The organism is Actinokineospora sp. NPDC004072 (genome assembly GCF_053604195.1).
Map to the genome: position 1 here is coordinate 1 of NZ_JBSGHB010000005.1, position 24,146 is coordinate 24,146.

Consider the following 24,146-nt stretch of genomic DNA (forward strand, 5'->3'; position numbering starts at 1 on the left):
TGAACGGGCTCCGCCCGCCTTCACCGCCTTCACGCCCAAGCGGCGTTTCGCTTAGGGGTCCCCGCGAATGCGAGTTCACCCCATCGGACCCACCCGCCAAGCCGCGTAACACCGGCCACAAGCCGCGCAGCCCCATCCACGCACCCCGCCCAGCGAAGACCCACCCGCCAATCCGCGCAGCCCGCTCAGCGCAATCCACCCACCGAAGACGCCGCCCAGCGAAGCCCGCCCCCAGACCTCACCGAACAGCAGCCACCGGCACCAACGCCACATCCCGCTCACTCACACAAGCCCGAACATACGTCTCCATCCGATACCGCCCATCCGGACTAGGCGTCAGCAGATTCGCCAGCAGCAACCGCTCCACCCCGTCCCCAGCCGCAGGCAACCCCACCAGATCGCAAAGCCCAAAGTAGACATTCCCCAACCGCGCCACAGACCGCAGAGCAGCCCGCTCAGTAGCGTCCAACCCGGACAGATGCGCCATCACGCTCGCCCGCAACGACAGATCCCCCACACTCAGGTGATCCAGCCGAGCGGCCTCATCCCGCAGCAGCGCAGCCAGATCCGACACCCGCCGGTACGGCCGGGCCACCAGCCACGACCCCGCGATCCGCAGCGCCAGCGGCAGCCGCCAGCAGGCCCGCGCGACCGCGACCGCCGCAGCGGGCTCGGCGGCCGCCCGGCCGTCGCCCAGCACCGACGCCAGCAGGTGCACCGCCGCCCGCTCGGACAGCGGGCCCAGCCGCACGGTCGCCGCCGCCTTGACGGTGACCAGCGGCCTGCGGGCGGCGACCAGGACCGCGCTGGTGGAGGAGCCGGTGAGCAGCGGGCGGACGTCGCCCTCGCCGTCGACGTCGTCGAGCACCACCAGGACGCGCCGGACGGCGAGTTCGGCGCGCAGGAGGGCGGCGCGCTCGTCGGTGGAGTCGGGGAGGGTGACGGTGCCCAGGGAGCGCAGGAGGCGGCCGAGGAGGGTCATGGTGCGCTGGGGGCCCGCGGGGACGCCGCGCAGGTCGACGTGCAGCTGGCCGTCGGGGAAGTGCCTGCGCAGCCGGTGGGCCACGCGGACGACCAGGGCGGTGCGGCCGGTGCCCGGGCCGCCGGTGACGACCGCCAGGCGGGCCACCGATGCCGGGGTGCGCTCGGTCAGCGCGCGGACGAGCTGCTCGGTGACCTCGGTGCGGCCGACCAGGTCGGGCACGTCGGCGGGCAGCTCGCAGCGCCCGCGCGGGGCGTCGGCGCCCGAGCGCGGGGTCGGGGCGGAGGGCTTGGCGGTGCGGCCGCCCTGGCGGGCCGCGCGCAGCAGGTCGGCGCAGGCCTGGTCGGCCAGGCCCAGGGCGGTGGCCAGCAGGCGGGCCGACTGCGGGTGCGGCTGGCGGGTGCGGCCGATCTCCAGGTTGCGGATCGCGCGCACGCTCAGGCCGGATGCCGCGGCCAGGTCCTCCTGGGTCATCCCCCTGGCGATGCGGTGCCCGCGCAGCACCGCCCCGAACGAGGTTTCCGGCGTGTCCACCGAGTGCAGCCGCATCATGACCGGTCCCGTCCTCCCGCAGTTCCGCCGAGTGCGCCCGGCCCGCCCCGCCCCCCTGGCGCGGGCCGACCGGGCCGTCTCCCACGGTCACCCATCGGTGGCCCCCCGCGCATGGGGGAACGGCCCCCACATTCGGCACGTTCGGAAACTGCCGGTGGGGATGCCTGGTCGCGAGCACCGCTCATGAGGTGTGGTGGCGGTGAGGAGGTGCCGCATGACCGCCGACCGCGACCGTCGCCGCTGGTGGGCGGCCGCGACCGCACTGGGGATGGCCGAACCGCGACCGGAAGGGGAACCGACCACGAGCTGATCGACGCCTCCGCGCCCGGGCAGCCACGGCGGCCCGGGAATTTCGGCTGTCACGAGAAATTCGGGCCTTGTGGCCATTCCCTGCGCGGCTGATCCGTGTCATGGTCGGTCGCCGTGAGCGAGTCCTCGATTTCCGCCCCACCCGTCTGGTGGTCGGCAGCCGACCCCGCTCACCGTTCGTCACCCGAATGGGTGCAATTCACCGAATCGGCCCTGACGCAGGGCATCTGCGTCACCCACACGGCGGACGACGACCCGTGTGCCCCATTTGGTCGCGTGCTCGCCCCGTTCACCGCCGCGACCCTCGACCGCTTGCGCGGCGCCGATGTTCCCGGCGTCGATATGCCGCGGGTTCTCGCCGACACGGCCATCGACTTGACGCGCAGGTTGGGCGCTATATCTGCACGGACATTCGTGTATGAAATGCATTCAGCGCTGCCCGCTCTGCGCGGTCGGGACCGATTCGCCGAATTCCTCGGCGGCGTCGATCTGCGGGCGCTGCTGACCCGCTACCCGGTGCTGGCGCGCGTGCTCGCGCAGACGTGCCTGCGGACCGCCGCCGCGACCGCCGAGCTGCTCGACCGCTTCGGCCGTGACCGCGCCGTGATCCTGGACCTCGTCGGCGGCGACCCCGGCCCGCTGGTGCGGGTGCGGGCCGGTGCGGGGGACCGCCACCGCGGCGGGCGGTCGGTGACGCTGCTGGAGTTCGCCGACGGGCGCGGGGTCGTCTACCAGCCCCGGCCGGTCGAGCTGCACGCCCGCTTCGGCGAGCTGGTGGGTTGGCTGGACCGGCACGTCCGGCTGGACCTGCGGACCGCGGCGTGCGCGGCCCGGCCGGGGTACGGCTGGGTCGAGCGCATCGACCACGCGCCGTGCCGCTCGGCGGGCGAGGTGGAGCTGTTCTACCGGCGCCAGGGGGCGCTGCTGGCCCTGCTGTACGCCCTCGACGCCACCGACATCCACCACGAGAACCTGATCGCCGCGGGCGGTCACCCGGTGCTGGTCGACGTCGAGACGCTGTTCCACCCGGCGTTCCCCGCGCCGTCGGCCACCGGCCCGGACCCAGCCGAGGCCGCCTTGGCCGCGTCCGCGGCGCGCACCGCGCTGCTGCCGATCCAGGCGTACGGCGAGGGCGGGGTGCTGGACGTGTCCGGGCTGGGGGCGGCGGGCGGGGAGTACCCGGTGTCGGTGTCGCGGTGGGTGGACGCGGGGACCGAGCGGATGCGGCTGGAGCGGGTGCGGGTGCCGTTCGTCTGCGGCGACCACCGGCCGGTGCTCGACGGCCACCCGGCCGACCCGGGCGCGCACCTCCCGGCCCTGCTGGACGGCTTCCGCTCGGCGTACGCGGCGATCAGCGGCAGGCGCGCGGAGTTCGGCGGCCTGCTGGCCCGCTGCGCCGACGCGGAGACGCGGGTGGTGCTGCGGCACACCCACCGCTACGCCGACCTGCTCATCGACTCCACCCACCCGGACCTCCTGCGCTCCCACGCCGATCGGGACCGGCTGTTCAACCTCCTGCGGGCGGAGCCGGTGGGAGTGCCGGACGCGGTCGAGCACGAGGTGGCGCAACTGTGGGCAGGCGACGTGCCCACCTTCCACTCCCGCCCCGCCAGCAGGCACATCTGGACCGGCGACGGCACCTGCCTCCCCCACCACCTCCCCCGCACCGGCCTACGCGCCGCGACCGACAAGCTCGCCAGAATGGGCGTGGTCGACCGACGCGCCCAGGAGTGGATCATCAAGGCCGCCTTTGCGACGCGGGGGGCGAACGTCAGCCACACCTACGTCCCCGCCGCTGGTGACCAGAGCCGCCTCCGCCCGGAGGCCGCGGGGGCGAGTGGCGGGGACGGAGATCGAGGTGCCGTCCGTTCCCAGGACGGGGCCGCGAGTGGCGGGGACGGAGGCCGGGGTGCCGTCCGTTCGGAGGCTGAGGCCGCGAGTGGCGGGGACGGGAGCCGGGTTGCCGTCCGTCCGGAAGCCGCGACCGCGAGCGGCGCGCACGGAGACCGGAGCGGCTTCCGCTCGGAGGACCCGGCCGAGAGCGGCGGGGACGGAGGCCGGGGCCGCTTCCGTTCCGAGGCCGGGGCCGCGAGCGGCGCGCGCGGAGACCGGAGCCGCTTTCGCCCGGAGGAGCCAGCCACGAGCGGCGGGCGCGGAGATCGGGGTGCCGTCCGTTCGGGGGCTGGGGCCGCGAGCGGTGCGCACGGGGACCGGAGCGGCTTCCGCTCGGAGGTCCCGGCTGCGAGTGGCGGGTGCGAGGGCCGGGGTCGCTTCCGTCCGGAGGCTGCGCTGGACGCGGCGGTGCAGATTGCCGAGGACATCGCGGGTCGGGCGGTGCGGGGTCGCGGGCGGGTCAATTGGCTGGGGGTGGAGCCGGTGGACGACCGCTTCTGGTCCCTGCTGCCGATGGGCGCGGGCCTCCTCCACGGCTACACCGGCGTAGCCCTCTTCCTCGACCAGGTGGGCCGCATCGCCGACCGCCCCGACTTCCGAGCCCTGGCAGCCGACGCGATCACCCCCGTCGAGGCCCTCCTCAACCGCCTCACCGCAGACCCCGGCCTGACCCGCATGGCAGGCGGCGGGATGGCAGGCATCGCAGGCATCGCCTACGCCCTCGCCCACCTGGGCCACCCCGACCTCGCGGCGACCACCCTCCCCCTCCTCGCCACCACCGACTCCTCCTCGATCCACGACGGCATGGCGGGCGCCCTCCTGGCATGCGTGTCCATCGGCACCCCAGAGGCCCAAGCCCTCGCATCCACCCTCGCCGACCGCCTGGCTGCGCTGGTCCGGAGCGCGCTGGGAGATGGTGCCAGCGACCAGGACACCGGCGACGGGCAAAGCGCGCTAGACGGGGTCCGAGTCCCCCGGGCACGCCGTGGAGGCTCCGAGAGCCGGTCGGTCGCAGCTGGCAGCGGGCGTGGCGCCGGGGTCTCCGGAGGTGCGGGGGATCGCCCTGGAGGTGCGGTAGGTGGCGCTGGAGGCGCCGGGGGTGCGGTCGGTGGCGCTGGGGGTGCGGTTGGTGGCGGTGGAAGTGCCGGGGCTGGGGGGAGCGTCAGCGGTGCGGGCGTTGCTGGGGTCCGCCGTTCTGGGGTGGTGGGGGCTGGCGGGGCATGCGGTGCTCGGGTTGCTGGGGTGGCGGGGCTTGGTGGGGCGGGGTTCCTGCATGGGGCGGCTGGGGTGGGGCATGCGTTGGTGGTGGCTGGGCGGGAAGAGGGGGTGTGGGCCCTGGATGCCGCGGTCGCCGCTGGGGTGGGGGATGCCGGCTGGTGTGCTGGGTGGGCGGGGATCGCCTTGGCCTGTGCGCATGCTGGTCGGGGTGTTGGGTTTGACGCGCCGGGGGGTTCGGCTGATGCGTCTCTCTGTCACGGCGAGATCGGTGTGCTCACCGCCGTCGCCGCCTACGCCGGGCCGGGCGATCCCCGGCTCGACGCGCTGACCCCACCGGGTCGGCGTGGTGGCGCCCCGTCGGGGATCGCCACACCCGGTCTGCTGGTCGGCTCGGCGGGCATCGGGCACGGGCTGCTGCACCTGGCGTTCCCCGACCAGGTGCCGCCCGTCCTGCTGTTCGCCGCGCCCATGCAGGCTCTCCACCCGCTAAGGAAGGATGACCACAGATGGACCTCGACCACCTGACCGCCGCCGCCACCGACCCGAAGGCCGCGATCGGCGGCGACCCGTTCGCCACCGCCACCGCCTCGGTCCCGGGCGCCCGCGCCCGCGTCCTGGCAGGCCAGACCGCCCCCACCCAGGGCGGCCTGCAGTACGGCTGGGCCTGGACCACCATCTCCGTCCCGAACGCCTGACCCCGGCAGGCCGCCCCGTCCCCCAGCGGGGCGGCCTCACCCGCGCGGTCAGGCTCAACCCGGCTGTCGCCACTCGCCCCGTCGGGCGGGCTCACCCGCGCGGTCGGGCTCGATCCGGCTGTTGTCGCTCGGCTCGTCGGGCGGGTTCACCCGCGCCCAGCGCGATCCGCCGCCCGCGAGCGGAGGCTGCCGGTCAGCGCCACTCGCGGTCCGGGCGCCAGGCGTCGTCTGCTGGTCGTCCAGCCGGAGGCACTCAGCCCTCCTTGTCGATGCGGGTGATCTGGTCCTCGGTGAGGGTGAGGGTTGTTGCCTGCATGTTCTCCCGCAGGTGCGCCGCCGACGTGGTGCCGGGGATTGGGCGGATCACGGGGGAGTGGGCCAGCAGCCAGGCCAGTGCCACCGCCGCCGGGGACGCGCCCAACTCCGCAGCGACGGCGTTCACCCCCGCATGCCCGCGCGCGATCGGGCGCCAAGGGACGAAAGCGATCCCCTCCGCCGTGCAGTACGACAGGACGTCCTCCCACGTCCGGTCGTCCGCGCTGTACTTGTTCTGCACCGCATCGATCTCCGTGATCCCGCGAGCCTCCACCAAAGTCGGCACATCCACTTCGGACAGACCGACCGCACCCACCTTCCCCTCCGACCGCAGCTCCGCCAGGACGCCGACCTGGTCCGCCAGCGGGACAGCCGGGTCGATGCGGTGGAGGTAGAACAGGTCGAGGCGGTCGACGCGGAGGCGGCGGAGGCTGAGTTCGGCTTGTTGGCGGAGGTATTCCGGGCGGCCCAGGGGGAGCCAGCGGCCGGGGGCGGGGCGGCACTGGCCTGCCTTCGTCGCCACCCGGATGCCGCGGTACGGGTGCAGGGCCTCGGCGATCAGCTCCTCGTTCGCCCCCAGGCCGTACGCATCCGCCGTGTCCACCTCGTCGACGCCCAGCTCCGCCGCGAGGCGCAGCAGGGAGATCGCCGCCTGGCGGTCCACCGGCGGACCCCAGCCGCCGTCGGTCAGGTGGAGCGCGCCGAATCCCAGTCGTGAAGTCATGGGACCAGCCTCGGCCCGATCGACCGGAACCACCACGGATTTAGTCACAGCTAAACTCACCGCCGTGCTCCGGCTGACCTTCACCGCCCGGGACGTGGCCAGGACCCGGTTCGCGATCTCCCCGCTCTGGGAGGTGGTCGCCAGCGTCCGGGCGCTGCGCAGGCCGGACGTGCACACCGCGCACCGGCCGTGGGCGCGCGCCGTCGCGCCCCGGCTGGCGGGGCTGGACTGGGGCCTGCTCGCCGCGCTCGTCCCCGACCGCCGCATCCCCGGGTTCGTCGCGCCGCCGCCCGCCATCCCGGTGCCCGACCTGGCCGTCGAGCTGGCCGGGCTGCGGGCCACCCCGCCCGACGACGTGCGCGCGGGCCTGCCCGACGACCCCGCCCTGCGCCCCCTCCGCGACGACCCGCCCGCGGGCCTGGACCTGCTCTGCGCCCAGATCCAGGCGTACTTCGACACCGCGCTCGCCCCCTACTGGCCCCGCATCCGCACCCTCGTCGAAGGCGACGTCCTGCGCCGGGCGCGGCTGCTGGCCGAAGGCGGCGCGCAAGCGCTCCTCAACGACATCGACCCCGCCGTGCGCTGGTCCGACGACGAGCTGTCCGTGGCCCACAAGCACGTCGCGGGCGCCCCGCGGCTGCGCGGGCGCGGCCTGCTGCTGGTCCCCTCGGTCTTCGTCTGGCCGCGCGTGTTCACCCTCGTCGCCCCGCCCTGGCAGCCGACCCTGCGCTACCCGCCGCGCGGCGTGGCGACCCTGTGGGAGCACCGCGACCGCCCGGCGGGCGCGCTCGACGCCGTGCTCGGCCGCTCCCGCGCCCGCATCCTGTCCGAACTGGACATCCCGCTGTCCACAACGGACCTCAAGGCCAGGACCGGGCTCACCGCGGGCGCGGTCTCCCAGCACCTGTCCGCCCTGCGCGCCGCGGGGCTCGTCCGCGGCCACCGCACGGGCCGGTACGTGCTCTACGCGCGCACCGAGGCCGCCGAGGCCCTGCTCGCCGCCCCGCTCAGCTGACCCGCGCCACCCGGTCCAGCCACCACCGCGTGCGCTCCTCGTCGGCGGGCCAGTCGACCACCGGCTCCGGGGCCCGCCGCAGCACCGGCACGACGCCGCCGACCGGGTGCAGCGGCTCGGCGGCGACATCCCCGGCCAGCAGGGCCAGCGTGCCCACCCCGCAGGCGAACTCCAGCGACGGCAGCGCCCCCGCCAGCGCGATCTCCGCCGCCAGCCCCACGCTCGTCTCCACCGCAGAGGACACCACGCACGGCAGCCCGCACGCCTCGGCCACCGCCAGGGCCCGCCGCACCCCGCCCAGCGGCGCGCACTTGAGCACCGCCACGTCGGCCGCCCCCGCGACCGCCACCCGCAGCGGGTCCTCCGCGCGCCGGATCGACTCGTCGGCGGCGATGCGCACCTCGACCCGCCGCCGGACCGCGGCCAGCTCCTCGACCGCCGCGCACGGCTGCTCGACGTACTCCAGCCCGCCCGCGGCCCGGTCCAGCTCCCGGATGCGGCGCACCGCGGTGTCGACGTCCCACGCGCCGTTGGCGTCCACCCGCACCCGCGCCACCGCGTCGGCCACGGCCTCGACCCTGGCGATGTCCTCGGCCGCCGAGCCGGGGTGGTCGGCCACCTTCACCTTCGCCGTCCCGCACCCGGAGGCCAGCGCCATCGCGTGCGCGCGCTCGGGCGGCACCGCGGGGATGATGCAGTTCACCGGGACGGTCTCGCGCACCGGTTCCGGCCAGCCGACCTCGGCGGCCTCCACCGCCGCCGCCCACCACGGCGCGGCCTCGGCGTCGCCGTACTCGGGGAACGGGCAGAACTCGCCCCACCCGGCCTGCCCGGGCAGCAGCACGCCCTCGCGCACGTCGATCCGCCGGAACCGGGTGCGCAGCGGGATCGAGTAGACCTTCACGCGGGCGACGCTATCACCTGTACATTTGTACTAGTACATCTGTCCAAGAAAAGGGGAGCGATGGCCTTCGTCCTGCTCGGCCTGGCGATCGCGTTCGAGGTCGTCGCCACGAGCCTGCTCAAGTCGACCGAGGGCTTCACCCGGCTGTGGCCGACGGTGGCGTGCCTGTCCGCCTACGCCGTCGCCTTCTTCGCCCTGGCGCTGGGCATCCAGCGCGGCCTCCAGGTCGGCGTCGCCTACGCGATCTGGTCCGGCCTCGGCACCACGCTCATCGTCATCATCGGCGCGCTGTTCTTCCACGAGCCGCTGACCGCGGTGAAGCTCCTGGGCATCGCGCTGGTCGTCTCCGGGGTGGTCGTGCTGAACCTGAGCGGGGCGCACTGATGGCGCGCGACCCCGCGGGCAGACGCCTGCGCATCCTGGAGGCCGCCTGCGCGCTCATCGCCGAGGCGGGGGTGGGCGCGCTGACCCACCGGCGGGTCGCCGCCCGCGCCGGGGTCCCGGTCGGTGCGACCACCTACTACTTCACCACCCTCGACGAGCTGGCCACGGCCGCCATCGCGCACGCGCGCGAGCTGGCCGCAGGCGAGCTGAAGGCGTGGCAGGCCGCGCTGGCGGCGGCGCCGGACGTGCCCGCCGCCGTGGCCGAGCTGACCGCCGACTACCTCGCCGACCACCGGCCGTGGAGCGTGGTGGAGCACCAGCTGTACGCCGCCGCGGCGCACCGGCCCGAGCTGCGGCCGCTGGCCAGGGCGTGGAGCGAGGGGACCGTCGCGGCGCTCGCCCCGCGCATCGGCCCGGACGCCGCGCGCGCCGTCGCGGTCTTCCTCGACGGCGTGGTGCTCGACGCCCTCGTCCGCGGCGCCCCGGCCGACCGCGACCTCATCGCCCGGGCGGTCTCGGCGCTGCTGGCCATCAGCCCGACTTCCGCTCCAGCAGGGCGGTGAGCGTTCCGTCGGCGCCCAGCGCGCGATCGCACAGCGCGGCCAGCGCCGGGTTGGGCCGGGCCCGCCCGTTCTCCACTTTGCTCAGGTAGCCCTTGGTGAAGTAGACGGCCGCCCCCAGGGAGGCCAGCGACATGCCTTTGGACTGGCGCAGCCTGCGCAGTTCGGTTCCGAATTCCATCAGCTGTCCCCTTGTCGTCGTCGAAATGAATGCCCCGGTCGCCGGATGCGCGATCCGGCGACCGGGGGCGGTGGTGGGGTCGGCCATTTCAGCCCAGCAGGACGTTGATCAGGCCGGTCAGGACGAGAATGATGTGGGTGTGCATGGTGGTCCGCTCCTGTCGAGGCAGTGGACCGCGCCGAACGCCCTCTGGTCGGCGGGCAGCTCGGCGCCGCTGTCCCCGCTTGCCCGGTAGCCGGCCACCAGCCCCGCCGTGAAGCCGATGAGCAGCATCAGCAACCCCAGGCGCAGGGCGGACGATAGCGAGAGCAGAACTGTCACCGAAACCCCCGTTGACTGATCGATTCGATTCGCCGCGAGTCCTTCTTGTGGTGTTCTGCCGGAGGAATTCCGACACCCCAAGAATCGCGCGGACGAGAACGGATCGGCAGATGTTTCCCGTCGCCATTGAATGCGGAAACGGGGAAACGGGTGCTGAGCTGCCCGGATGCGGAAACACCGCCGCAGCCGACGGCGATACAATCTCCGGCACCGGTTCGAGAGGTGGGCGATGGACGCTGGAATCGCGGGACTGATCGACGACCTCAAGGCGGTGCGCCGCGGATACGGGGTGCACGCGCCGGATCTGGCGACGCGGGTCGGCCCCGCGCTGGCCCGGGTCTGCGCCGTGGCCGACGGCGACGCGCCGGGTCTGCGCAGGCACAAGGTGATCAGCACGCTCACCGAGCTGACCGACCGGCTGCCGGACTCGCCGCGGGCCATCGGGCGCATCGCGTTCGGGTTGGACGGTGGCGGCCATGAGCGCTACACCGACCGGGTCTCGCGGATCGCGGGCATGATCGACCGCGACACGCGCACCGCCCAGCGGCGGGTGGACGACGTCATCGCCCAGATCGCCGAGACCGCGGCCTCGGCCATCCCGCGCCAGGTCCGCCGCGACGACCCGGGGTGGCACACCGACTCGGTGAAGGTCGTGGTCGCCCTGCACCTGCCGGTCGTCGAGGTGATCGAGACGAGGCGGGTGGTCAGCCACCGGGCCGGGCTGTCCGAAGTGGACCACTCGGTGTCGGTGGCCAGGGCGCCGGGGGCCGCGGGCCCGCCGTCGCTGGCCGACCTCGGCGTCGACCTGCTGTACGGGGGCGTGCTGCACTCGCCGGAGCTGATCACCGCCAGCCGGGTCCGGCTGCGCCTGCGCCTGCCCCAGCCGCTGGCCTCCGGCGAGGGGCACGAGTTCTCGTTCCGCATCCGACTTCCTCAGGGACTAGCGCCGTTCTACGTGTGCACCCCGCTGGCCCCCTGCGACCGCTTCGAGCTGACCGTGGGGTTCGGCGCGGGGCGGGCTCCGGAGCGGATCTGGCTGATCGAGGACGAGTTCGCCCTGGACGCGGCCGAGGACGTGCCCGGCAGGCCGCAGGTGGCCGCGGACGCGGCGGGCCAGGCCCGGGCGGTGTTCACCAACCTCGCCCCGCAGCGCTCCTACGGCTTGGGCTGGGCGCCTCACGGCACCACCACCTGAGCGGCTGCGGGCGTGCCTGCGGCGGTGGGGGCGGCCTGCACGGCGGCGGGCGCGGGGGCCCACAGCCCCAGCGCGGCCACGGCGACCAGCACCCCGGTGATCCGCCCGCGGCGCAGGCCGCGCGGGTCGACCGGCTGCGGCGGCTCGGGCAGCAGCGGCCCGGCGGGCAGCCCGGCCAGCCCGCCGCCGATGGCGTCCAGCCGCGCGGCGGCCTCGGCGGCGGTGGGTCTTCGCCGCGGGCTCTTCGCCAGCAGCGCGGCGATGACCGCCCACAGGTCGTCGGGCACCCGGTCGGGCCGCGAGGGCAGCAGGTGGGCCAGCTCGGCGGTGCCGCGCCCGGCCAGCGGGGGCACGCCGCAGCACAGCTCGTAGAGCACGACGCCGAGCGCGTAGAGGTCGGCCGGGGTGCCCACCGGCGCGTGCAGCGCGATCTCGGGGGCGGTGTACTGCGGGGAGTTCAGCAGCACGGCGTCGGGCCCGTCGGCGGCCAGCAGCAGCGGCACGACGCAGTGCCCGGTCAGCCGCACGCGCTCGCCGTCGACCAGCACGTTCTCGGGTTTGACCGCTAAGTGCGCCAAGCGCCTGCGGTGCAGCGCGGCCAGCGCGCCCGCGATGCGCGCCCCGGTGGCGGCGACCTGCGCGGGCGGCAGCGGCCCGGCCGCCGCCAGCCGCCCGCGCAGGGACTCCCCAGCGGCCAGGTCCATGACCACCCCGGCGACGTCACCGTCGCAGAAGCTGTCCCAGACGGCGACTAAGTCATCGCCGCCGAGGCCGTGGACCCGGCCGACCATTTCCCGCAGGCGCGGTCCGGTGCCCGGCCGGGCGGCCAGGTCGCGGCGCAGGAGCTTCACCGCGACCTCGGCGGGCACGCCGTCGCCGCGGACCGCGCCGACGACCTCTCCCATCGGCCCCACGCCCAACCGCCCGGTCACCCGGTACCGGTCCTGCCACCGCATGCTGGTGCCCCGCTTCCCAGCGCCCGCTGCGCTGGGTCAAGCACATCCCGCGGGACCGGGTGCGGGGAACGTCAGCGGGTGGACAGAAACGTGACAGTCCGGGCGGCTACGCCTTGAGCTTGGCCAACCGCTGCGGGGTCGGCCAGCGCACGTCGGTCACCCAGCCCGCCTTCTCCAGCAGCCAGATCAGCCGGGCGGAGATGTCCACCTCGAACCGGCGGACGCCGTGGCGGGCGCAGGTCGGGTCGGCGTGGTGCAGGTTGTGCCACGCCTCGCCCATCGACAGCACCGCCAGCGGCCAGAAGTTGGTGGCCTTGTCCCGGGACTTGAACGGGCGCTCGCCGACCATGTGGCAGATCGAGTTCACCGACCACGTGACGTGGTGCAGGAAGGAGACGCGGACCAGGCCCGCCCAGAAGAACGCGGTCACCGCGCCCCACAGCGACCAGGTGATCAGCCCGCCGAGCACGGCCGGGGCCAGCAGGGTCACCGCCGTCCACAGCCCGAACTGCCGGTGCACGCGCCGGATGTCGGGGTCGGCGAGCAGGTCGGGGGCGAAGCGCTCGGTGTTGGTGAGGTCGCGGTCGAAGACCCAGCCCATGTGCGCGTGCCAGAACCCGCGCACCAGCGCGGCGGGGGAGGTGCCGAAGGCCCACGGCGAGTGCGGGTCGCCCGCCCGGTCGGCGAAGGCGTGGTGGCGGCGGTGGTCGGCGACCCAGTGCATGATCGGCCCCTGCAGGGCCATGCTGCCCACGATCGCCAGGCCGACCCGCACCGCGCGCGGGGCCTTGAAGGCGCCGTGGGTGAAGTACCGGTGGAAGCCGACGGTGACGCCCAGGCAGGTGACGGTGTAGAAGAAGGCGGCCAGGCCGACGTCCACCCAGCCCAGCCCCCAGCCCCACGCGAACGGCACGGCGGCGACCAGGGCCAGGAACGGGACCAGGATGAACAGGTAGGTGCCCACCTGCGGCCAGGTGCCCCGCGGCGCGCCGAGGATCGGTTTGGGACCGGTGCGGGCGGACCCGTCATCGGCGACGGACAACGACATGGGGCGGCTCCCTGGGACTGCGGCGTCGAAACCGGGCAGAACGGGGGCAAGCAAACCAGCCCCCGCCCCCGGCTCCAACCCCCGCCCCGAGCGGCGGGCCCCGCTTCCCGGGTCGCGGGCCGCCCGCGGTGACGCAGAGCACACGGGGGGCTCAGACCGACTCGCGCTCCACCAGCTCGGTGGGCAGGACCACCGGGTCGCCCGGGGCCCTGCCGCCGATCTGCAGCAGGAGCAGCTCGGTCATCGTCCGCGCCTGGTCGACGACCGGCTGGCGGACGGTGGTGAGCGCGGGCTCGGTGAGCTGGGCCAGCTCGATGTCGTCGTAGCCGACCAGGGCGACGTCCTCGGGCACGCGGCGGCCTGCCGCGCGCAGGGCGCGCAGCGCGCCGATGGCCATCATGTCGTTGGCGGCGAAGACGGCGTCCGGGTCGCGGGCGAGCAGGGCCGCCATCGCGGCCTCGCCCGAGGCGCGGGTGAAGTCGCCGAAGGCCACCGGCCCCGCCTCCCGGCCCGCCCTGGCCAGCGCGCGGTGGTAGCCGGTGAGGCGGTCGGCGGCCGCGGTCATGTCCGGCGGGCCCGCGATGTGGGCGATCCGCTCGCGCCCGGCGGCGATCAGCCGGTCGGTGGCCAGCTGGGCCCCGCCGACGTTGTCGGTGTCGACGTAGACCAGGCCCGGGATCGGCCGCTCCGGGCGCCCGCCCACGACCACCGGGACCCCCGAGCGCACGAGCTGCTGCGGCAGCGGGTCGTCGGCGTGCATCGAGGCCAGCAGCACCCCGTCGACGTGGCCGCTGCGCACGTACTCCCCGACCCGCTGGTGCTCGGCGTCGTTCTGGGCGTTGACCAGCACCAGCTGCACGCCGGTGCCGACCAGCGCCTGGCTGGTGGCGATGATCACCGCGGAGAGGTAGGGGTCGGCCAGCACGGTGGCGTCGGCCTCGCGCAGCACCAGCGCCACCGAGTCGGTGCGGCGGGAGGCGAGGCTGCGGGCCGCGCGGTTGGGCACGTAGCCCAGCCGCGCGATGGTGCCCTCGACCAGATCCCGGGCCTGCGGGGACACCCGCGGCGACCCGTTGATCACCCGCGAGACCGTCGCCCTGGACACCCCCGCCGCGGCGGCGACGGTGTCCAGGGTGGGCTGCCGCTCGTTCATGTGCCGTTCGCTTCGATCACCTCGCGGTACCAGTGGGCGCTGTCCTTCCAGACCCGCCGCTGGGTCGCGTAGTCCACGTGCACGATACCGAAGCGCTTGGCATAGCCGTAGGACCACTCGAAGTTGTCCATCAGCGACCAGACGAAGTAGCCGCGCACGTCCGCACCGGCCGCGATCGCGTCGCCCACCGCGGTGATGTGGGCGCGCAGGTACTCCACCCGGGACGGATCGGCCACCGCCCCGCCCACCACCTCGTCCGGGAACGCCGCGCCGTTCTCGGTCACCAGCAGCGGCATGCCGCACTCGCGGTGCAGGCGCACCAGCAGGCCGGTCAGCCCGGCCGGGTCGATGCCCCAGCCCATGTCCGTCGTCGGCCCGGTGACCGGGGCGAAGCGCACGTGCTCGCTGCCCGGCCACGGCGAGGGCGTCACCGGGTCCCCGAACCCCTCGACCACCGACGTGGCGTAGTAGTTGACGCCCAGCGCGTCGATGGGCGCGCCGATGGCGGCCTCGTCGCCCGCCTCGACGAAGGACCAGTCGGTCACCGATGCGGTGTCGCGCACCAGGTCCTCGGGGTAGCCGCGGCCGAGCAGCGGGTCAAGGAAGATCCGGTTGCCCACCGCGTCGATGCGCCGCGCGGCCTCCTCGGCCGCGGGGGAGGCGGCCGAGACGGCGTGCGGGTTCAGCGCGATCGACACGGTGGCGTCGGCGGGCAGCGCCGCCCGCAGCGCCTGCACGCCCCAGCCGTGGGCCAGCATCAGGTGGTGGGCCGCCGCCAGCGCCGCGGCCCCGTCGGTGCGGCCGGGGGCGTGCAGACCGCTGCCGTAGCCCAGGAACGCCGAGCACCACGGCTCGTTGAGCGTCGTCCACAGCCGCACCCGGTCGCCCAGCCGCTCGGCCGCGGTCGCGGCGTAGTCGGCGAACCGGGCGGCGGTGTCCCGCGCGGTCCACCCGCCCGCGTCCTCCAGCTCCTGCGGCAGGTCCCAGTGGTACAGCGTCAGCACCGGCGTGATCCGGTGGTCGAGCAGCTCGTCGACCAGCTCGTCGTAGAAGCCCAGCCCGCCCGCCAGGAACCGCGGCCAGGACACCGAGAACCGGTAGGCCCGCAGCCCGATCTCGGCCATCAGCGCCACATCCGAGCGGAACAGCCGAACGTGGTCGGCGGCGACATCCCCGGTGTCGCCGTTGTCCACCTTGCCCGGGGTGCGCGCGAATGTGTCCCAGATGGACGGTCCGCGGCTGGCGGCGGCGCCCTCGATCTGGTAGGCCGCCGTGGCCGCGCCCCACAGGAACCCGTCGGGAAACCTCATCCCTTCACCGCTCCCTGCATGATCCCTCCGATGATCTGGCGCCCGAGCAGCAGGAACACGATCACCATCGGGAAGGTGGCGATCACCGTGCCCGCGAGCACCAGCGAGTAGTCGACCTCGATGCCGCCCGCGGTGTTGGCGATGGCCACCTGCACCGTCGGGTTCTGCGTGTTCAGCAGGATCAGCGGCCAGAACAGGTCGTTCCAGTAGGTGATGAACGTCAGCAGCCCCAGCACCGCGGCCCCCGGCCGGGCCAGCGGGAGCACGACGTTCCAGTAGATCCGCCACGTGCTGGCCCCGTCGAGCCTGCCCGCCTCCAGCAGCTCCGGGGACACCGCGCCCGACAGGTACTGGCGCATGAAGAACACCCCGAACGCGGTCACCAGCGCGGGCACGATGACCCCGCGCAGGTCGTTGGCCCAGCCGAACCACTGGGTGACCATGATGTAGAGCGGGATGACCGCCAACTGGGTGGGCACCAGCATGGTCGCCACCACCACGCCGAACAGCGCGTCGCGGCCGCGGAAGCGCAGCTTGGCGAAGGCGAACCCGGCCAGCGTGGAGGTCAGCACCACCGACACCGTGATCGTGCCTGCGACGATGGTGGAGTTCAGCAGCGCCAGGCCGAAGTTGCCCTGCTCGTAGGCGGCGGCGATGTTGTCCCACAGGTTCCCGCCGGGCACCAGCGGCGGCGGGTAGCTGCCCACCAACCGCTGCTCCCGCGAGGAGACCACGATGGACCAGTACAGGGGGAACACCGAGACCAGCACGATCCCGATCAGCAGCGCGTAGGTCGGCCAGCGCGCGCCCGATGCCTTCATGCCCACCTCACTCCGACGACCGGATGCGCCGGACGATGACGAAGTTGACCAGCACGATCACCACCGTGATCACGAACAGCGCCCACGCGATCGCCGCGCCGTAGCCGTAGCGGCCGTTGGTCCAGAACTGCTGGTACAGGTACAGCACCACGGTCTGGAACTGCCGGTCCGCGCCGCCGTTGTGGTTGCGCGTGGTGTCGAACAGGAACGGCTCGGCGAACAGCTGCAGCGCCCCCACCGTGGACACGATCACCGTGAAGATGATCGTCGGCCGCAGGCTGGGGACGGTGATCGACCAGAACTGCCGCCACCGGCTCGCCCCGTCGATGGCCGCCGACTCGTACAGCTCGTACGGGATGGTCTGCATCGCCGCCAGGTAGATCAGCGCGTTGTAGCCGGTCCAGTGCCAGGTCACCATGACCGACACCGCGAACCAGCTCGCCGCCGTGCTCGCCCGCCAGTCGACCGGGGCGTCGGTGAACGGCGAGAGCAGCCAGTTCAGCAGGCCGAAGTCGCGGGCGAAGATCTGGTTGAAGATCAGCGCCACGGCGGCGACCGAGGTCACGTACGGCACCAGCACGCCCATGCGCAGCGCCAGCCGCCCGCGCAGCTTGTAGTTGAGCAGGTGCGCGATGCCCAGGGCCAGCAGCAGTTGCGGCACGGTGGCGAACACCCCGATGCCCAGGGTGTTCCCCAGGGCGTTCCAGAAGTTCTCGTCGCCGAGCAGGTCGCCGTAGTTGCCCAGGCCCACCGAGACGTCCTCGCTGCCCGGCCGCCGGGTGTTCCACGCGGTGGTGGAGATCAGCGCGGTGTAGGCCAGCGGCAGCGCGCCGAAGACCCCGAACAGCAGGAAGAACGGCGCGACGTAGAGGTAGGGCGAGCCCTTGACGTCCCAGCGGTGCAGCCGGGAGCGCCAGGTCGGGGGCGCGGGCCGCCGCCGGTCGGTCGGCGGCGGCTCGCGCAGCGCGGTCCCGCTCATCCGGTCCCGGCCGCTGCCTCGATGTCGGCCAGCGCCTTCTCCCACGCCTGCGCCGGGTCGCCGCCCTGCTCGACCCCGTTGAGCGCGGTGGCGAAGGTGCTGCCGATGACGCCGCTCTGCGGCCCGACGACCTGCGCGGGCGCGTCGGCCAGCGACGCGGGGAAGATCTCGCCCGCGGGGGCGTCGTTGAAGAACGGCGCGGTGAAGCCCTTGACCTCCGGCTGCTCCCAGGTGCCGCGCTGGCTCGGGAAGTTGCCGATCTTCTGGAACAGCTTCACCGCCTGCTCGGGCGCGGTCAGCCACTTGGCCAGCTCGACCGCGGCGGCGGTGTTGCGGCCCTGGCTGGGCACGGTGACGTACGACCCGCCCCAGTTGCCCGACCCGCCGGGGATGCGGGCGATGTCCCACTTGCCCTCGGTGTCGGGGGCGTTGGACTTGATGTAGCCCATCATCCAGGCCGGGCAGGTGACGGTGGCGAACTGGCCCTGCTGGAAGCCGGTGTTCCACTCGGGGGTGAACTCCGGCAGCGCGGCGGACTGCCCCGCGGCGATGGCCCGGGTCGTCAGGTCCCATGCCGCCTTGACGGCCGGGTTCTGGGCGACGACGAGTTCGCCCGCGGTGTTGTAGAACGTCTCCTGCACGTTGCCGAGCACGCCGGTGAAGACGTGCCCGCCCGCGTCGAACCACTTGGCCTTGCCTGGAGCCTTGCCGAGGAAGCGGTCGCCGGTGGCGATGTAGTCCTCCCAGGTCGGCCACAGCGCGGAGACCTCGTCGCGGTCGGTCGGCAGGCCCGCCGCCGCGAACAGGTCGGTGCGGTAGCACATGGCCAGGCCGCCGATGTCGGTCGGCAGGCCGATCAGCGCCGAGCCGTCCGGGGTGGAGGCGCGGGCCAGGGCCGCCTCGGTCCACGCGGCGGTGTCCACGCCGTGCTGGCGGAAGTCGACGAACTTGTCCGGCTGGCCGACGTAGCCCGCCACCTGGCCGACCTCGATGACCTCCAGGTCGGCCGCGCCGGAGCCCGCGGTCAGCCGGGCCTGCAGGTTCTGGTGGTGGGTGCCGAAGTCGCCGCGGTTCTCCACGATCGTCACGCCCGGGTGCAGGCGCTCGTACTCGTCGTAGAGCGAGCGGTCGCCGGGGAGCGAGAAGTTGTCCCCGAAGACGTTGATCGTCAGCGTCACCGGACCGCCGGGGTCGCCGCCGGACCCCTGGTCCCCGCCGCCCGAGCACGCCGCCAGGACCATGCCGCCGACCAGCAGCCCGATCGCGGCGCGCGTGCGTCCTGCTCTGCGCATTCCGCGCCTCCTCCGTGAGAGCGGTCTCACGCCTGTTGTGATCTTCAAGGGGGCCTCAGCGGCCGAAGGTGAACCAGTTGACGTTGACGAAGTCGGCGGGCTGGCCGCTGGTGAAGGTCAGGTACACGTCGTGCACCCCGGTGACGGCGCTGATGTTGGCCGGGATCGTCCGCCAGCTCTGCCAGCCACCGGTGTTGCCCACGGCGAAGCTGCCGACGGGCGGGTTGCTCCGGCTGTCGAGCCGCACCTCGACCAGGCCGGACACCCCCGCGCCCGCGCCGGAGGCGACCCGGGCGGAGAACTGCCGGGCAGGCGTGCTCCCGAAGTCGATGCCCCGGTACAGCGCCCAGTCGCCGTTGGCCAGCCAGCCGATGTTGCGGCCGCCGCCGGTGTCGGTGGTCGTCTCCACCTCGACGCCGCTCTGCTGGTGGTACGCCTCGGCCTGGATGGTGGAGTAGGCGCTGCCGCCGTCACCGGGCGGCGTGGTGGTCGTGGTCGTCGGCGGGGTGGTCGTGGTGCCGCCGCGGGTGTAGACGGCCACGTAGTCCACGACCATCGGGTGCCCGGGCACGGTCGCCGCGGTCGGGGTCGGGCTGCCCTGCACGCCGTCCGGGAACGCCCCGCCCATGGCGACGTTGAGCAGGATGAAGTAGCCGGCGTGGTTGGTCATGTTCGCCCACGAGGTGGCGTCCAGCTGGTTCTGGGTGACCCGGTGGTACTCCTGCCCGTCGACGTACCAGCGCAGCTGGTTGGGCGAGACGCTGGTGTCCCACTCGAAGCGGTAGGTGTGGAAGGCGCTCTGGCAGGTCGCGCCCGGGCAGGCGCGGCTGCCGCCGAGGCCGGAGAACTCGTTGCACGGCCCACCGGGGGCCACCCCGCAGTGCAGCACGCCCCAGACGGTGTTGAGCCCGTTGACGTTCTCCATCACGTCGAACTCGCCGATGCCCGGCCAGTTCCAGTAGTTGCCGCGAAAGGGCGCGCCCAGCGCCCAGAACGCGGGCCAGTAGCCCAGCGCGGCCTGGCCGGTGACGTTGGGCATCTGGATGCGGCCCTCGATGGCCATGATCCCGCCCTGGGGCGGGCGGAAGTTCGCGCGCTGGGTCTCGATGCGCGCCGAGGTCCAGTTGCCCGCGGCGTCGCGGCGCGGCGTGATCCGCAGGTTGCCCTGGCCGTCGAGGGCCAGGTTCTGGGTGCTGGCGGTGTAGGACTGGATCTCGCCGGTGCCCCAGTTGGCGGGGCCGCCCGGGTAGCCGTGGCCGGTGTCGATGATCCAGTTCTGGGCGGAGGGCAGGGTGCCTGCCGGGCCGGTGAAGTCGTCGCTCCAAGCCAGTGTCCAGCCGCTGGGCGGCGGGGGGACGGCGGCGTGGGCGGACAGGGCGATGGGGGCGGCGACCAGGACGGCCGCGGCGCCGACCGCCAGGGCGACGCGGGTGCGGTGCAGGGTGGTGCGCACGGTGGGGACCTCCGGGGGTTTGTTGCCTGAGGAAACAAACGTGCGCATCGATGTAAGCGCTCTCACGGAACCTTGTCAATGATCCGGACGAAACGATCATCTGCCGGTCGCCCTGCGTGCCCGCCTCATCACCCGGTCGTGGTCGACCCGGCCCCTGACCGGCGCTGTCGCGCGTCGGGCGGCCGGGGGCAGCCTGGTGATCCATTCGGCGGAAAGGGGTGCGCATGGCCAGCCAGTTGCAGCGCGGCAAGGTGTCGGCGGTGTTCCGGGCGATGGACGCCGACGGCGACGGGTTCCTCACCGAGGCCGACTTCCGGGCGGTGGCCGACCGCTGGGCCGCCTTCGGCGGGGCGGGCCCGGCCGAGCGCGAGCGGGCGACCGCGATCATGCTCGGCTGGTGGGCGACCGTCTCGACCGCCTACGACACCGACGGCGACGACCGCGTGACCCTCGACGAGGTCATGGCCGTCGTCGACCGCCTCCCCGCGATGCTCGACACCGTGGCCGCCACCGCGTCCACCATGTTCGACGCCGTGGACGCCGACGGCGACGACATGATCTCCGCGGCGGAGTACCGGGTGCTCATCGAGCTGTGGAACGGCCGCCGCACCGACACCGACTCGGTGTTCGGACTCCTCGACCAGGACGGCGACGGGCTCATCTCGCGCGCGGAGTTCGCCGCCCTGTGGACGCAGTTCTGGGCGGGCGACGACCCCTCGGCTCCCGGCAACTGGGTCTTCGGCCGCTTCGCCATCCCGGCCTGACCCCTGGGGGCCGAACCGCCGCGGCGGGTGGTTCCGCCGCGGCGGCCCTCTCCTCCCGAGCGGTCAGAACCCGGCGCAGGCGTTGAGCACGCCCGCCGCCTGGGAAGTCCGTTCCTGGACCCACACCAGGGGTGCGGTGAAGTCGTCCAGGGTCACCTCGGCGAGCATGCCCGCCACGCCCTCGATCGCCTGGGCCAGCGTGGTGTCCGCGGCCTGACCGGCCAAAGTGGACAGCTCGGCCGCGGCGGCGCGGGACTGGTCCACGGCCGTCTGCGGGTCGGTGGACGGGATGAAGTCGATGGCGCCGATCGCCTCCACGCACACCTGGGCGGTGGTCAGGGCGCGGTCGGCGGCGTTGACGGTGTCGGCGGCCTGCTGCAGGTCGGCGCAGCCGGTCAGCAGGAACAGGCCGGCCACCACGGCTACCAAGGAACGCATCGCGCAACCCCTCCGGTCTGGAACGACCGAAGGTCTCCCCACCGTCTGCGGCGACGGCGTCCGGGCCGGACAGGCATGGGCCTGTCGTACATGACGACCACGAACCGGGCGGGTACTCCCCTTCGCGGTCCCAGGATACGCGCGCGCAAGATCAGTTGTCCACCACGGGCCCATAACCGAGCGATCCTCGGCACTATCAGGGGCATGACCGCAGACGACGTGCTCGACGGGCACGACCTCACCGGCCACCACGCGCTCGTGACCGGGGGCACCGGGGGGATCGGCGCCGCGACCGCCGCGGCGCTGGCCAGGGCGGGCGCGCGGGTGGTGGTCACCGGCCGCGACCGGGCCAAGGGCGCCGCCGCCGCGGCGGCGATCGGCGCGGCCTTCGCCCCGCTGGACCTGGCCGACCCCGACTCGATCGCCGCCTTCACCGTGGACCGGCCGGTCACCATGCTCATCCTCAACGCGGGCGTGCTCACCAACGCCCTCTCCCGCACCAAGGCCGGGTTCGAGCCGCACTTCGGCGTCAACCACCTCGGCCACTTCGCCTTGGCCGCGCGCCTGCCGCTGGAGGACGCCGTGGTCGTGGTCGTCTCGTCGCGCGCGCACCGCCGCGCCGACATCGACTTCGACGACCCCGACTGGCGCGAGCGCGACTACGACCCCTGGCGGGCCTACGGCCAGTCCAAGACGGCCAACGCCCTCTTCGCCCTGGAGTTCGACCGCCGCACCGAGCACACCGCGACCGCGGTCTTCCCCGGCCTGGTGCTCACCGACATCGTCCGCGACCTGACCCCCGAGCAGCTCACCGCGCAGGGCTGGGACGGCAGGGGGCCGGGCTGGCAGACCCCGGCCCAGGCCGCGGCCAGCACCGTCTGGGCCGCGGTCACCCCGGGGCTCGGCGGGCGCATCGTCGCCGACTGCGCCCCCACCCGGTCCTGGCCCACCGGCCACGACCTGCCCGCGGGCCACCACGCGGCCTACGCGGCCGACCCCGGGCGCGCGGCCCGGCTGTGGGAGCTGTCGGAGCGGCTACTGCCAGACCACGCCCGCTGATGCCTCGGCGTCGAGCTGGTCCAGCAGCGTCTCGTCGATGTCGGGCAGCGACCACACCAGGTGGCGCACGCCGGTCTCGACCATGTGCTCGCGCTGGAAGCTGTGCGGGTGGTCGGCGGGCAGGCCGATGAACCCCGCGCCGTGGAACTTGGCGAACTCGGCGAAGCGGTTCACGTCGTCGACGAACAGGGCCTGCTCGGGCTCGACGCCGTAGTAGTCGAGGATCTCGGTGATCCCCGGCCGGAAGTCGTTGGTGCTGATGTACTCCGGCTGGGCGAAGCGGTCCCGCCACGGGCCGAGGAACTCGTCGAATGCCGTCCGGTCCATGCCGCCGTAGCAGATCAGGGTCGCGCCCTTCTCGCGCAGCAGGTCGATCAGCTCGCCCGCGCCCTTGCGCAGGCGCATCGGGTTGTCGGCGAGGTAGCGCTCGCGCTCGTCGAAGAACGCGGCCACCGCCTGCTGCCAGGTCCACGGCCTGCGCGCCGCCGAGGCCAGGATCGCGCCCGCGACCTCCCGCGGCTGGGACAGGATCAGGCGTTCGAGCTCGCCGGTGTAGGCCACCCCGTGCGCGGCCAGCAGCCGGTGGATGACCGGGCTGAAGGTGTCGGGCAGCAGGACGCCGTCAAGGTTGAGACACGCCAACTTCAACTGCTGGAACCGCATGTGGGCCTCCGGGGAGCTGGGCGGGCGGGACCGTGCCGGACGGGTTGAACGCGGCCAGGCGCCACGGCGGCACCAGGCCGGGCAGCGCTATGCGCCACATGTCGCTGATGCGCTCGTGCACGTCGGCGCGTCCGGTCAGCACCTCGGACTGGATCTGGATGCCCAGGAACGACCCGGAGATCCAGGTGGCCACCACGTTCGGGTCCAGCCCCTTGTGCAGGTCGCCGCGCTCCAGCGCGGCCTCGACGTGCTTGCGCGCCACCCCGATCCAGCGCAGGTACGGCTCCGGCCGGGGGGCGATGAAGCTGCCCGTCTCCACGGTCAGCCGGACGCTGGCGCGCACCCGGACGTTGGTCCGCAGGGCGTGCGCGAGCTGGTGGGTGAGGTCGATGATCTGCTGGAGGCCGTGCGGCCCGGGGTCCGCGGGCGCGCCGTTGATGCTGAACTGCTCGTCGACGAGGGCGTGCGCCAGCTCCTCCTTGGAGGAGAAGTGGAAGTAGAACGCGCCCTTGGTGACCCCCGCGGTCGCCAGGATGCCGGAGAGCCGCGCGCCCTGGAAGCCGTGCTGGTCGATCACCGTCGCGGCGGCGTCGAGGATCTGGGTCCGGGTCCGCTCCGCCCGTTGCTGCTGTGCCACTGCCGTCCTGCCCCTTTCCCTGAGCGGTGCGGTCGAGGGTTCCCGCAGAGGTCGATCCTGTCAGCAAACCGACCAAAAAGAAACCGCCTGGTAGGTTTGTTCCGGGCCTTTGTGACCCCGGTCACTCGATCTGGTGGCTCAGGCGCGATCGGCACATCCCGGCCGAAACGGCTGTCCCCGCGCTCGGATCGCTGATAGTTTCCCTGGTGGAAGCGGAAATTCGGGCACTACTCAGGTTCGGTTTCAGACCTTTGGGAGCAATCCGGCCGGTCGGTATTACGGTCGTTGACAAACCGGCCGGTCGGTTTTATCTTTCGGACATCGC

General features: G+C 73.6%; 22 protein-coding genes and 1 pseudogene. 8 read left to right on the plus strand and 15 right to left on the minus strand.

The features are described from left to right. Window positions 1-238: 238 nt before the first annotated feature. Window positions 239-1,534, minus strand: a complete 1,296-nt coding sequence (locus ACWEPX_RS08940; protein WP_451896543.1) for a helix-turn-helix domain-containing protein — start codon at window positions 1,532-1,534, stop codon at window positions 239-241. A gap of 651 nt (window positions 1,535-2,185) precedes the next feature. Between ACWEPX_RS08940 and lanM the strand changes: the two genes are divergently transcribed. Continuing rightward, window positions 2,186-5,479 (plus strand): type 2 lanthipeptide synthetase LanM, encoded by a 3,294-nt coding sequence (lanM, locus tag ACWEPX_RS08945; RefSeq protein WP_451896879.1) that lies wholly within the window; start codon window positions 2,186-2,188, stop codon window positions 5,477-5,479. Further along, on the plus strand, window positions 5,461-5,649 hold the full coding sequence (locus ACWEPX_RS08950; RefSeq protein WP_451896544.1) for a hypothetical protein: 189 nt from the start codon (window positions 5,461-5,463) through the stop codon (window positions 5,647-5,649). The genes lanM and ACWEPX_RS08950 overlap by 19 nt, the downstream gene beginning before the upstream one ends. Window positions 5,650-5,902: 253 nt before the next feature. On the opposite strand, the gene ACWEPX_RS08955 is transcribed toward ACWEPX_RS08950, so the two are convergent. After that, window positions 5,903-6,688, minus strand: coding sequence for an aldo/keto reductase (locus ACWEPX_RS08955; RefSeq protein ID WP_451896545.1), 786 nt, complete (start codon window positions 6,686-6,688; stop codon window positions 5,903-5,905). Window positions 6,689-6,752: 64 nt separating this feature from the next. On the opposite strand from ACWEPX_RS08955, the gene ACWEPX_RS08960 reads away from it, so the two are divergent. Further along, a complete protein-coding gene (locus ACWEPX_RS08960) occupies window positions 6,753-7,703 on the plus strand; it encodes a DUF5937 family protein (protein WP_451896546.1) in 951 nt (316 codons plus the stop codon). On the opposite strand, the pseudogene ACWEPX_RS08965 reads toward ACWEPX_RS08960, so the two are convergent. Beyond that, a pseudogene (locus ACWEPX_RS08965) lies at window positions 7,696-8,610 on the minus strand (o-succinylbenzoate synthase); the annotation flags it as partial. The gene ACWEPX_RS08960 and the pseudogene ACWEPX_RS08965 sit on opposite strands and share 8 nt — an antisense overlap. 57 nt (window positions 8,611-8,667) lie before the next feature. Between ACWEPX_RS08965 and ACWEPX_RS08970 the strand changes: the two are divergent. Further along, a complete protein-coding gene (locus ACWEPX_RS08970) occupies window positions 8,668-8,991 on the plus strand; it encodes a DMT family transporter (protein ID WP_451896547.1) in 324 nt (107 codons plus the stop codon). Beyond that, a complete protein-coding gene (locus ACWEPX_RS08975) occupies window positions 8,991-9,554 on the plus strand; it encodes a TetR/AcrR family transcriptional regulator (protein ID WP_451896548.1) in 564 nt (187 codons plus the stop codon). The genes ACWEPX_RS08970 and ACWEPX_RS08975 overlap by 1 nt, the downstream gene beginning before the upstream one ends. Here the strand turns inward: ACWEPX_RS08975 and ACWEPX_RS08980 are convergent. After that, entirely contained in the window at window positions 9,523-9,732 is a 210-nt protein-coding gene (locus ACWEPX_RS08980) for a helix-turn-helix domain-containing protein (protein ID WP_451896549.1), read from the minus strand. The two genes, ACWEPX_RS08975 and ACWEPX_RS08980, sit on opposite strands and share 32 nt — an antisense overlap. Window positions 9,733-10,282: 550 nt before the next feature. Between ACWEPX_RS08980 and ACWEPX_RS08985 the strand changes: the two genes are divergently transcribed. Beyond that, window positions 10,283-11,248: a hypothetical protein gene (locus ACWEPX_RS08985; RefSeq protein ID WP_451896550.1), complete on the plus strand. Its 966-nt coding sequence runs from the start codon at window positions 10,283-10,285 to the stop codon at window positions 11,246-11,248. On the opposite strand, the gene ACWEPX_RS08990 is transcribed toward ACWEPX_RS08985, so the two are convergent. From ACWEPX_RS08990 to ACWEPX_RS09025, 8 genes are all read right to left on the minus strand, one after another. Beyond that, window positions 11,230-12,204 carry a serine/threonine-protein kinase gene (locus tag ACWEPX_RS08990; protein WP_451896551.1) on the minus strand — a complete coding sequence of 325 codons (975 nt, stop codon included), beginning with the start codon at window positions 12,202-12,204 and terminating at the stop codon, window positions 11,230-11,232. The genes ACWEPX_RS08985 and ACWEPX_RS08990 overlap by 19 nt on opposite strands. 106 nt (window positions 12,205-12,310) lie before the next feature. Beyond that, window positions 12,311-13,252 (minus strand): acyl-CoA desaturase, encoded by a 942-nt coding sequence (locus tag ACWEPX_RS08995; protein ID WP_451896552.1) that lies wholly within the window; start codon window positions 13,250-13,252, stop codon window positions 12,311-12,313. Between the two features lie 151 nt (window positions 13,253-13,403). Beyond that, window positions 13,404-14,405, minus strand: coding sequence for a LacI family DNA-binding transcriptional regulator (locus tag ACWEPX_RS09000; protein WP_451896553.1), 1,002 nt, complete (start codon window positions 14,403-14,405; stop codon window positions 13,404-13,406). Next, complete coding sequence (locus ACWEPX_RS09005) at window positions 14,402-15,715, minus strand: GH1 family beta-glucosidase (protein WP_451896554.1); 1,314 nt, start codon at window positions 15,713-15,715, stop codon at window positions 14,402-14,404. The genes ACWEPX_RS09000 and ACWEPX_RS09005 overlap by 4 nt, the downstream gene beginning before the upstream one ends. Continuing rightward, window positions 15,712-16,536: a carbohydrate ABC transporter permease gene (locus ACWEPX_RS09010; protein WP_451896555.1), complete on the minus strand. Its 825-nt coding sequence runs from the start codon at window positions 16,534-16,536 to the stop codon at window positions 15,712-15,714. Before ACWEPX_RS09010 ends, ACWEPX_RS09005 begins: the two co-directional genes overlap by 4 nt. Before the next feature lie 7 nt (window positions 16,537-16,543). After that, window positions 16,544-17,515 (minus strand): carbohydrate ABC transporter permease, encoded by a 972-nt coding sequence (locus ACWEPX_RS09015; RefSeq protein WP_451896556.1) that lies wholly within the window; start codon window positions 17,513-17,515, stop codon window positions 16,544-16,546. Further along, complete coding sequence (locus ACWEPX_RS09020; RefSeq protein WP_451896557.1) at window positions 17,512-18,807, minus strand: ABC transporter substrate-binding protein; 1,296 nt, start codon at window positions 18,805-18,807, stop codon at window positions 17,512-17,514. The genes ACWEPX_RS09015 and ACWEPX_RS09020 overlap by 4 nt, the downstream gene beginning before the upstream one ends. Before the next feature lie 55 nt (window positions 18,808-18,862). Beyond that, on the minus strand, window positions 18,863-20,260 hold the full coding sequence (locus tag ACWEPX_RS09025; RefSeq protein WP_451896558.1) for a glycoside hydrolase family 16 protein: 1,398 nt from the start codon (window positions 20,258-20,260) through the stop codon (window positions 18,863-18,865). 224 nt (window positions 20,261-20,484) lie between these two features. Between ACWEPX_RS09025 and ACWEPX_RS09030 the strand changes: the two genes are divergently transcribed. After that, on the plus strand, window positions 20,485-21,024 hold the full coding sequence (locus ACWEPX_RS09030) for an EF-hand domain-containing protein (protein WP_451896559.1): 540 nt from the start codon (window positions 20,485-20,487) through the stop codon (window positions 21,022-21,024). 63 nt (window positions 21,025-21,087) lie between these two features. Here the strand turns inward: ACWEPX_RS09030 and ACWEPX_RS09035 are convergent, their stop codons facing one another. Continuing rightward, entirely contained in the window at window positions 21,088-21,462 is a 375-nt protein-coding gene (locus ACWEPX_RS09035) for a bacteriophage spanin2 family protein (protein WP_451896560.1), read from the minus strand. Between the two features lie 204 nt (window positions 21,463-21,666). Here ACWEPX_RS09035 and ACWEPX_RS09040 point away from each other — a divergent pair, with 204 nt between their 5' ends. Continuing rightward, window positions 21,667-22,521, plus strand: a complete 855-nt coding sequence (locus ACWEPX_RS09040; protein ID WP_451896561.1) for an SDR family NAD(P)-dependent oxidoreductase — start codon at window positions 21,667-21,669, stop codon at window positions 22,519-22,521. Here ACWEPX_RS09040 and ACWEPX_RS09045 read toward each other — a convergent pair. Beyond that, window positions 22,498-23,163: a hypothetical protein gene (locus tag ACWEPX_RS09045; RefSeq protein WP_451896562.1), complete on the minus strand. Its 666-nt coding sequence runs from the start codon at window positions 23,161-23,163 to the stop codon at window positions 22,498-22,500. The genes ACWEPX_RS09040 and ACWEPX_RS09045 overlap by 24 nt on opposite strands. Next, window positions 23,144-23,821, minus strand: coding sequence for a ScbR family autoregulator-binding transcription factor (locus ACWEPX_RS09050; protein WP_451896563.1), 678 nt, complete (start codon window positions 23,819-23,821; stop codon window positions 23,144-23,146). Before ACWEPX_RS09050 ends, ACWEPX_RS09045 begins: the two co-directional genes overlap by 20 nt. Window positions 23,822-24,146 lie beyond the last annotated feature (325 nt).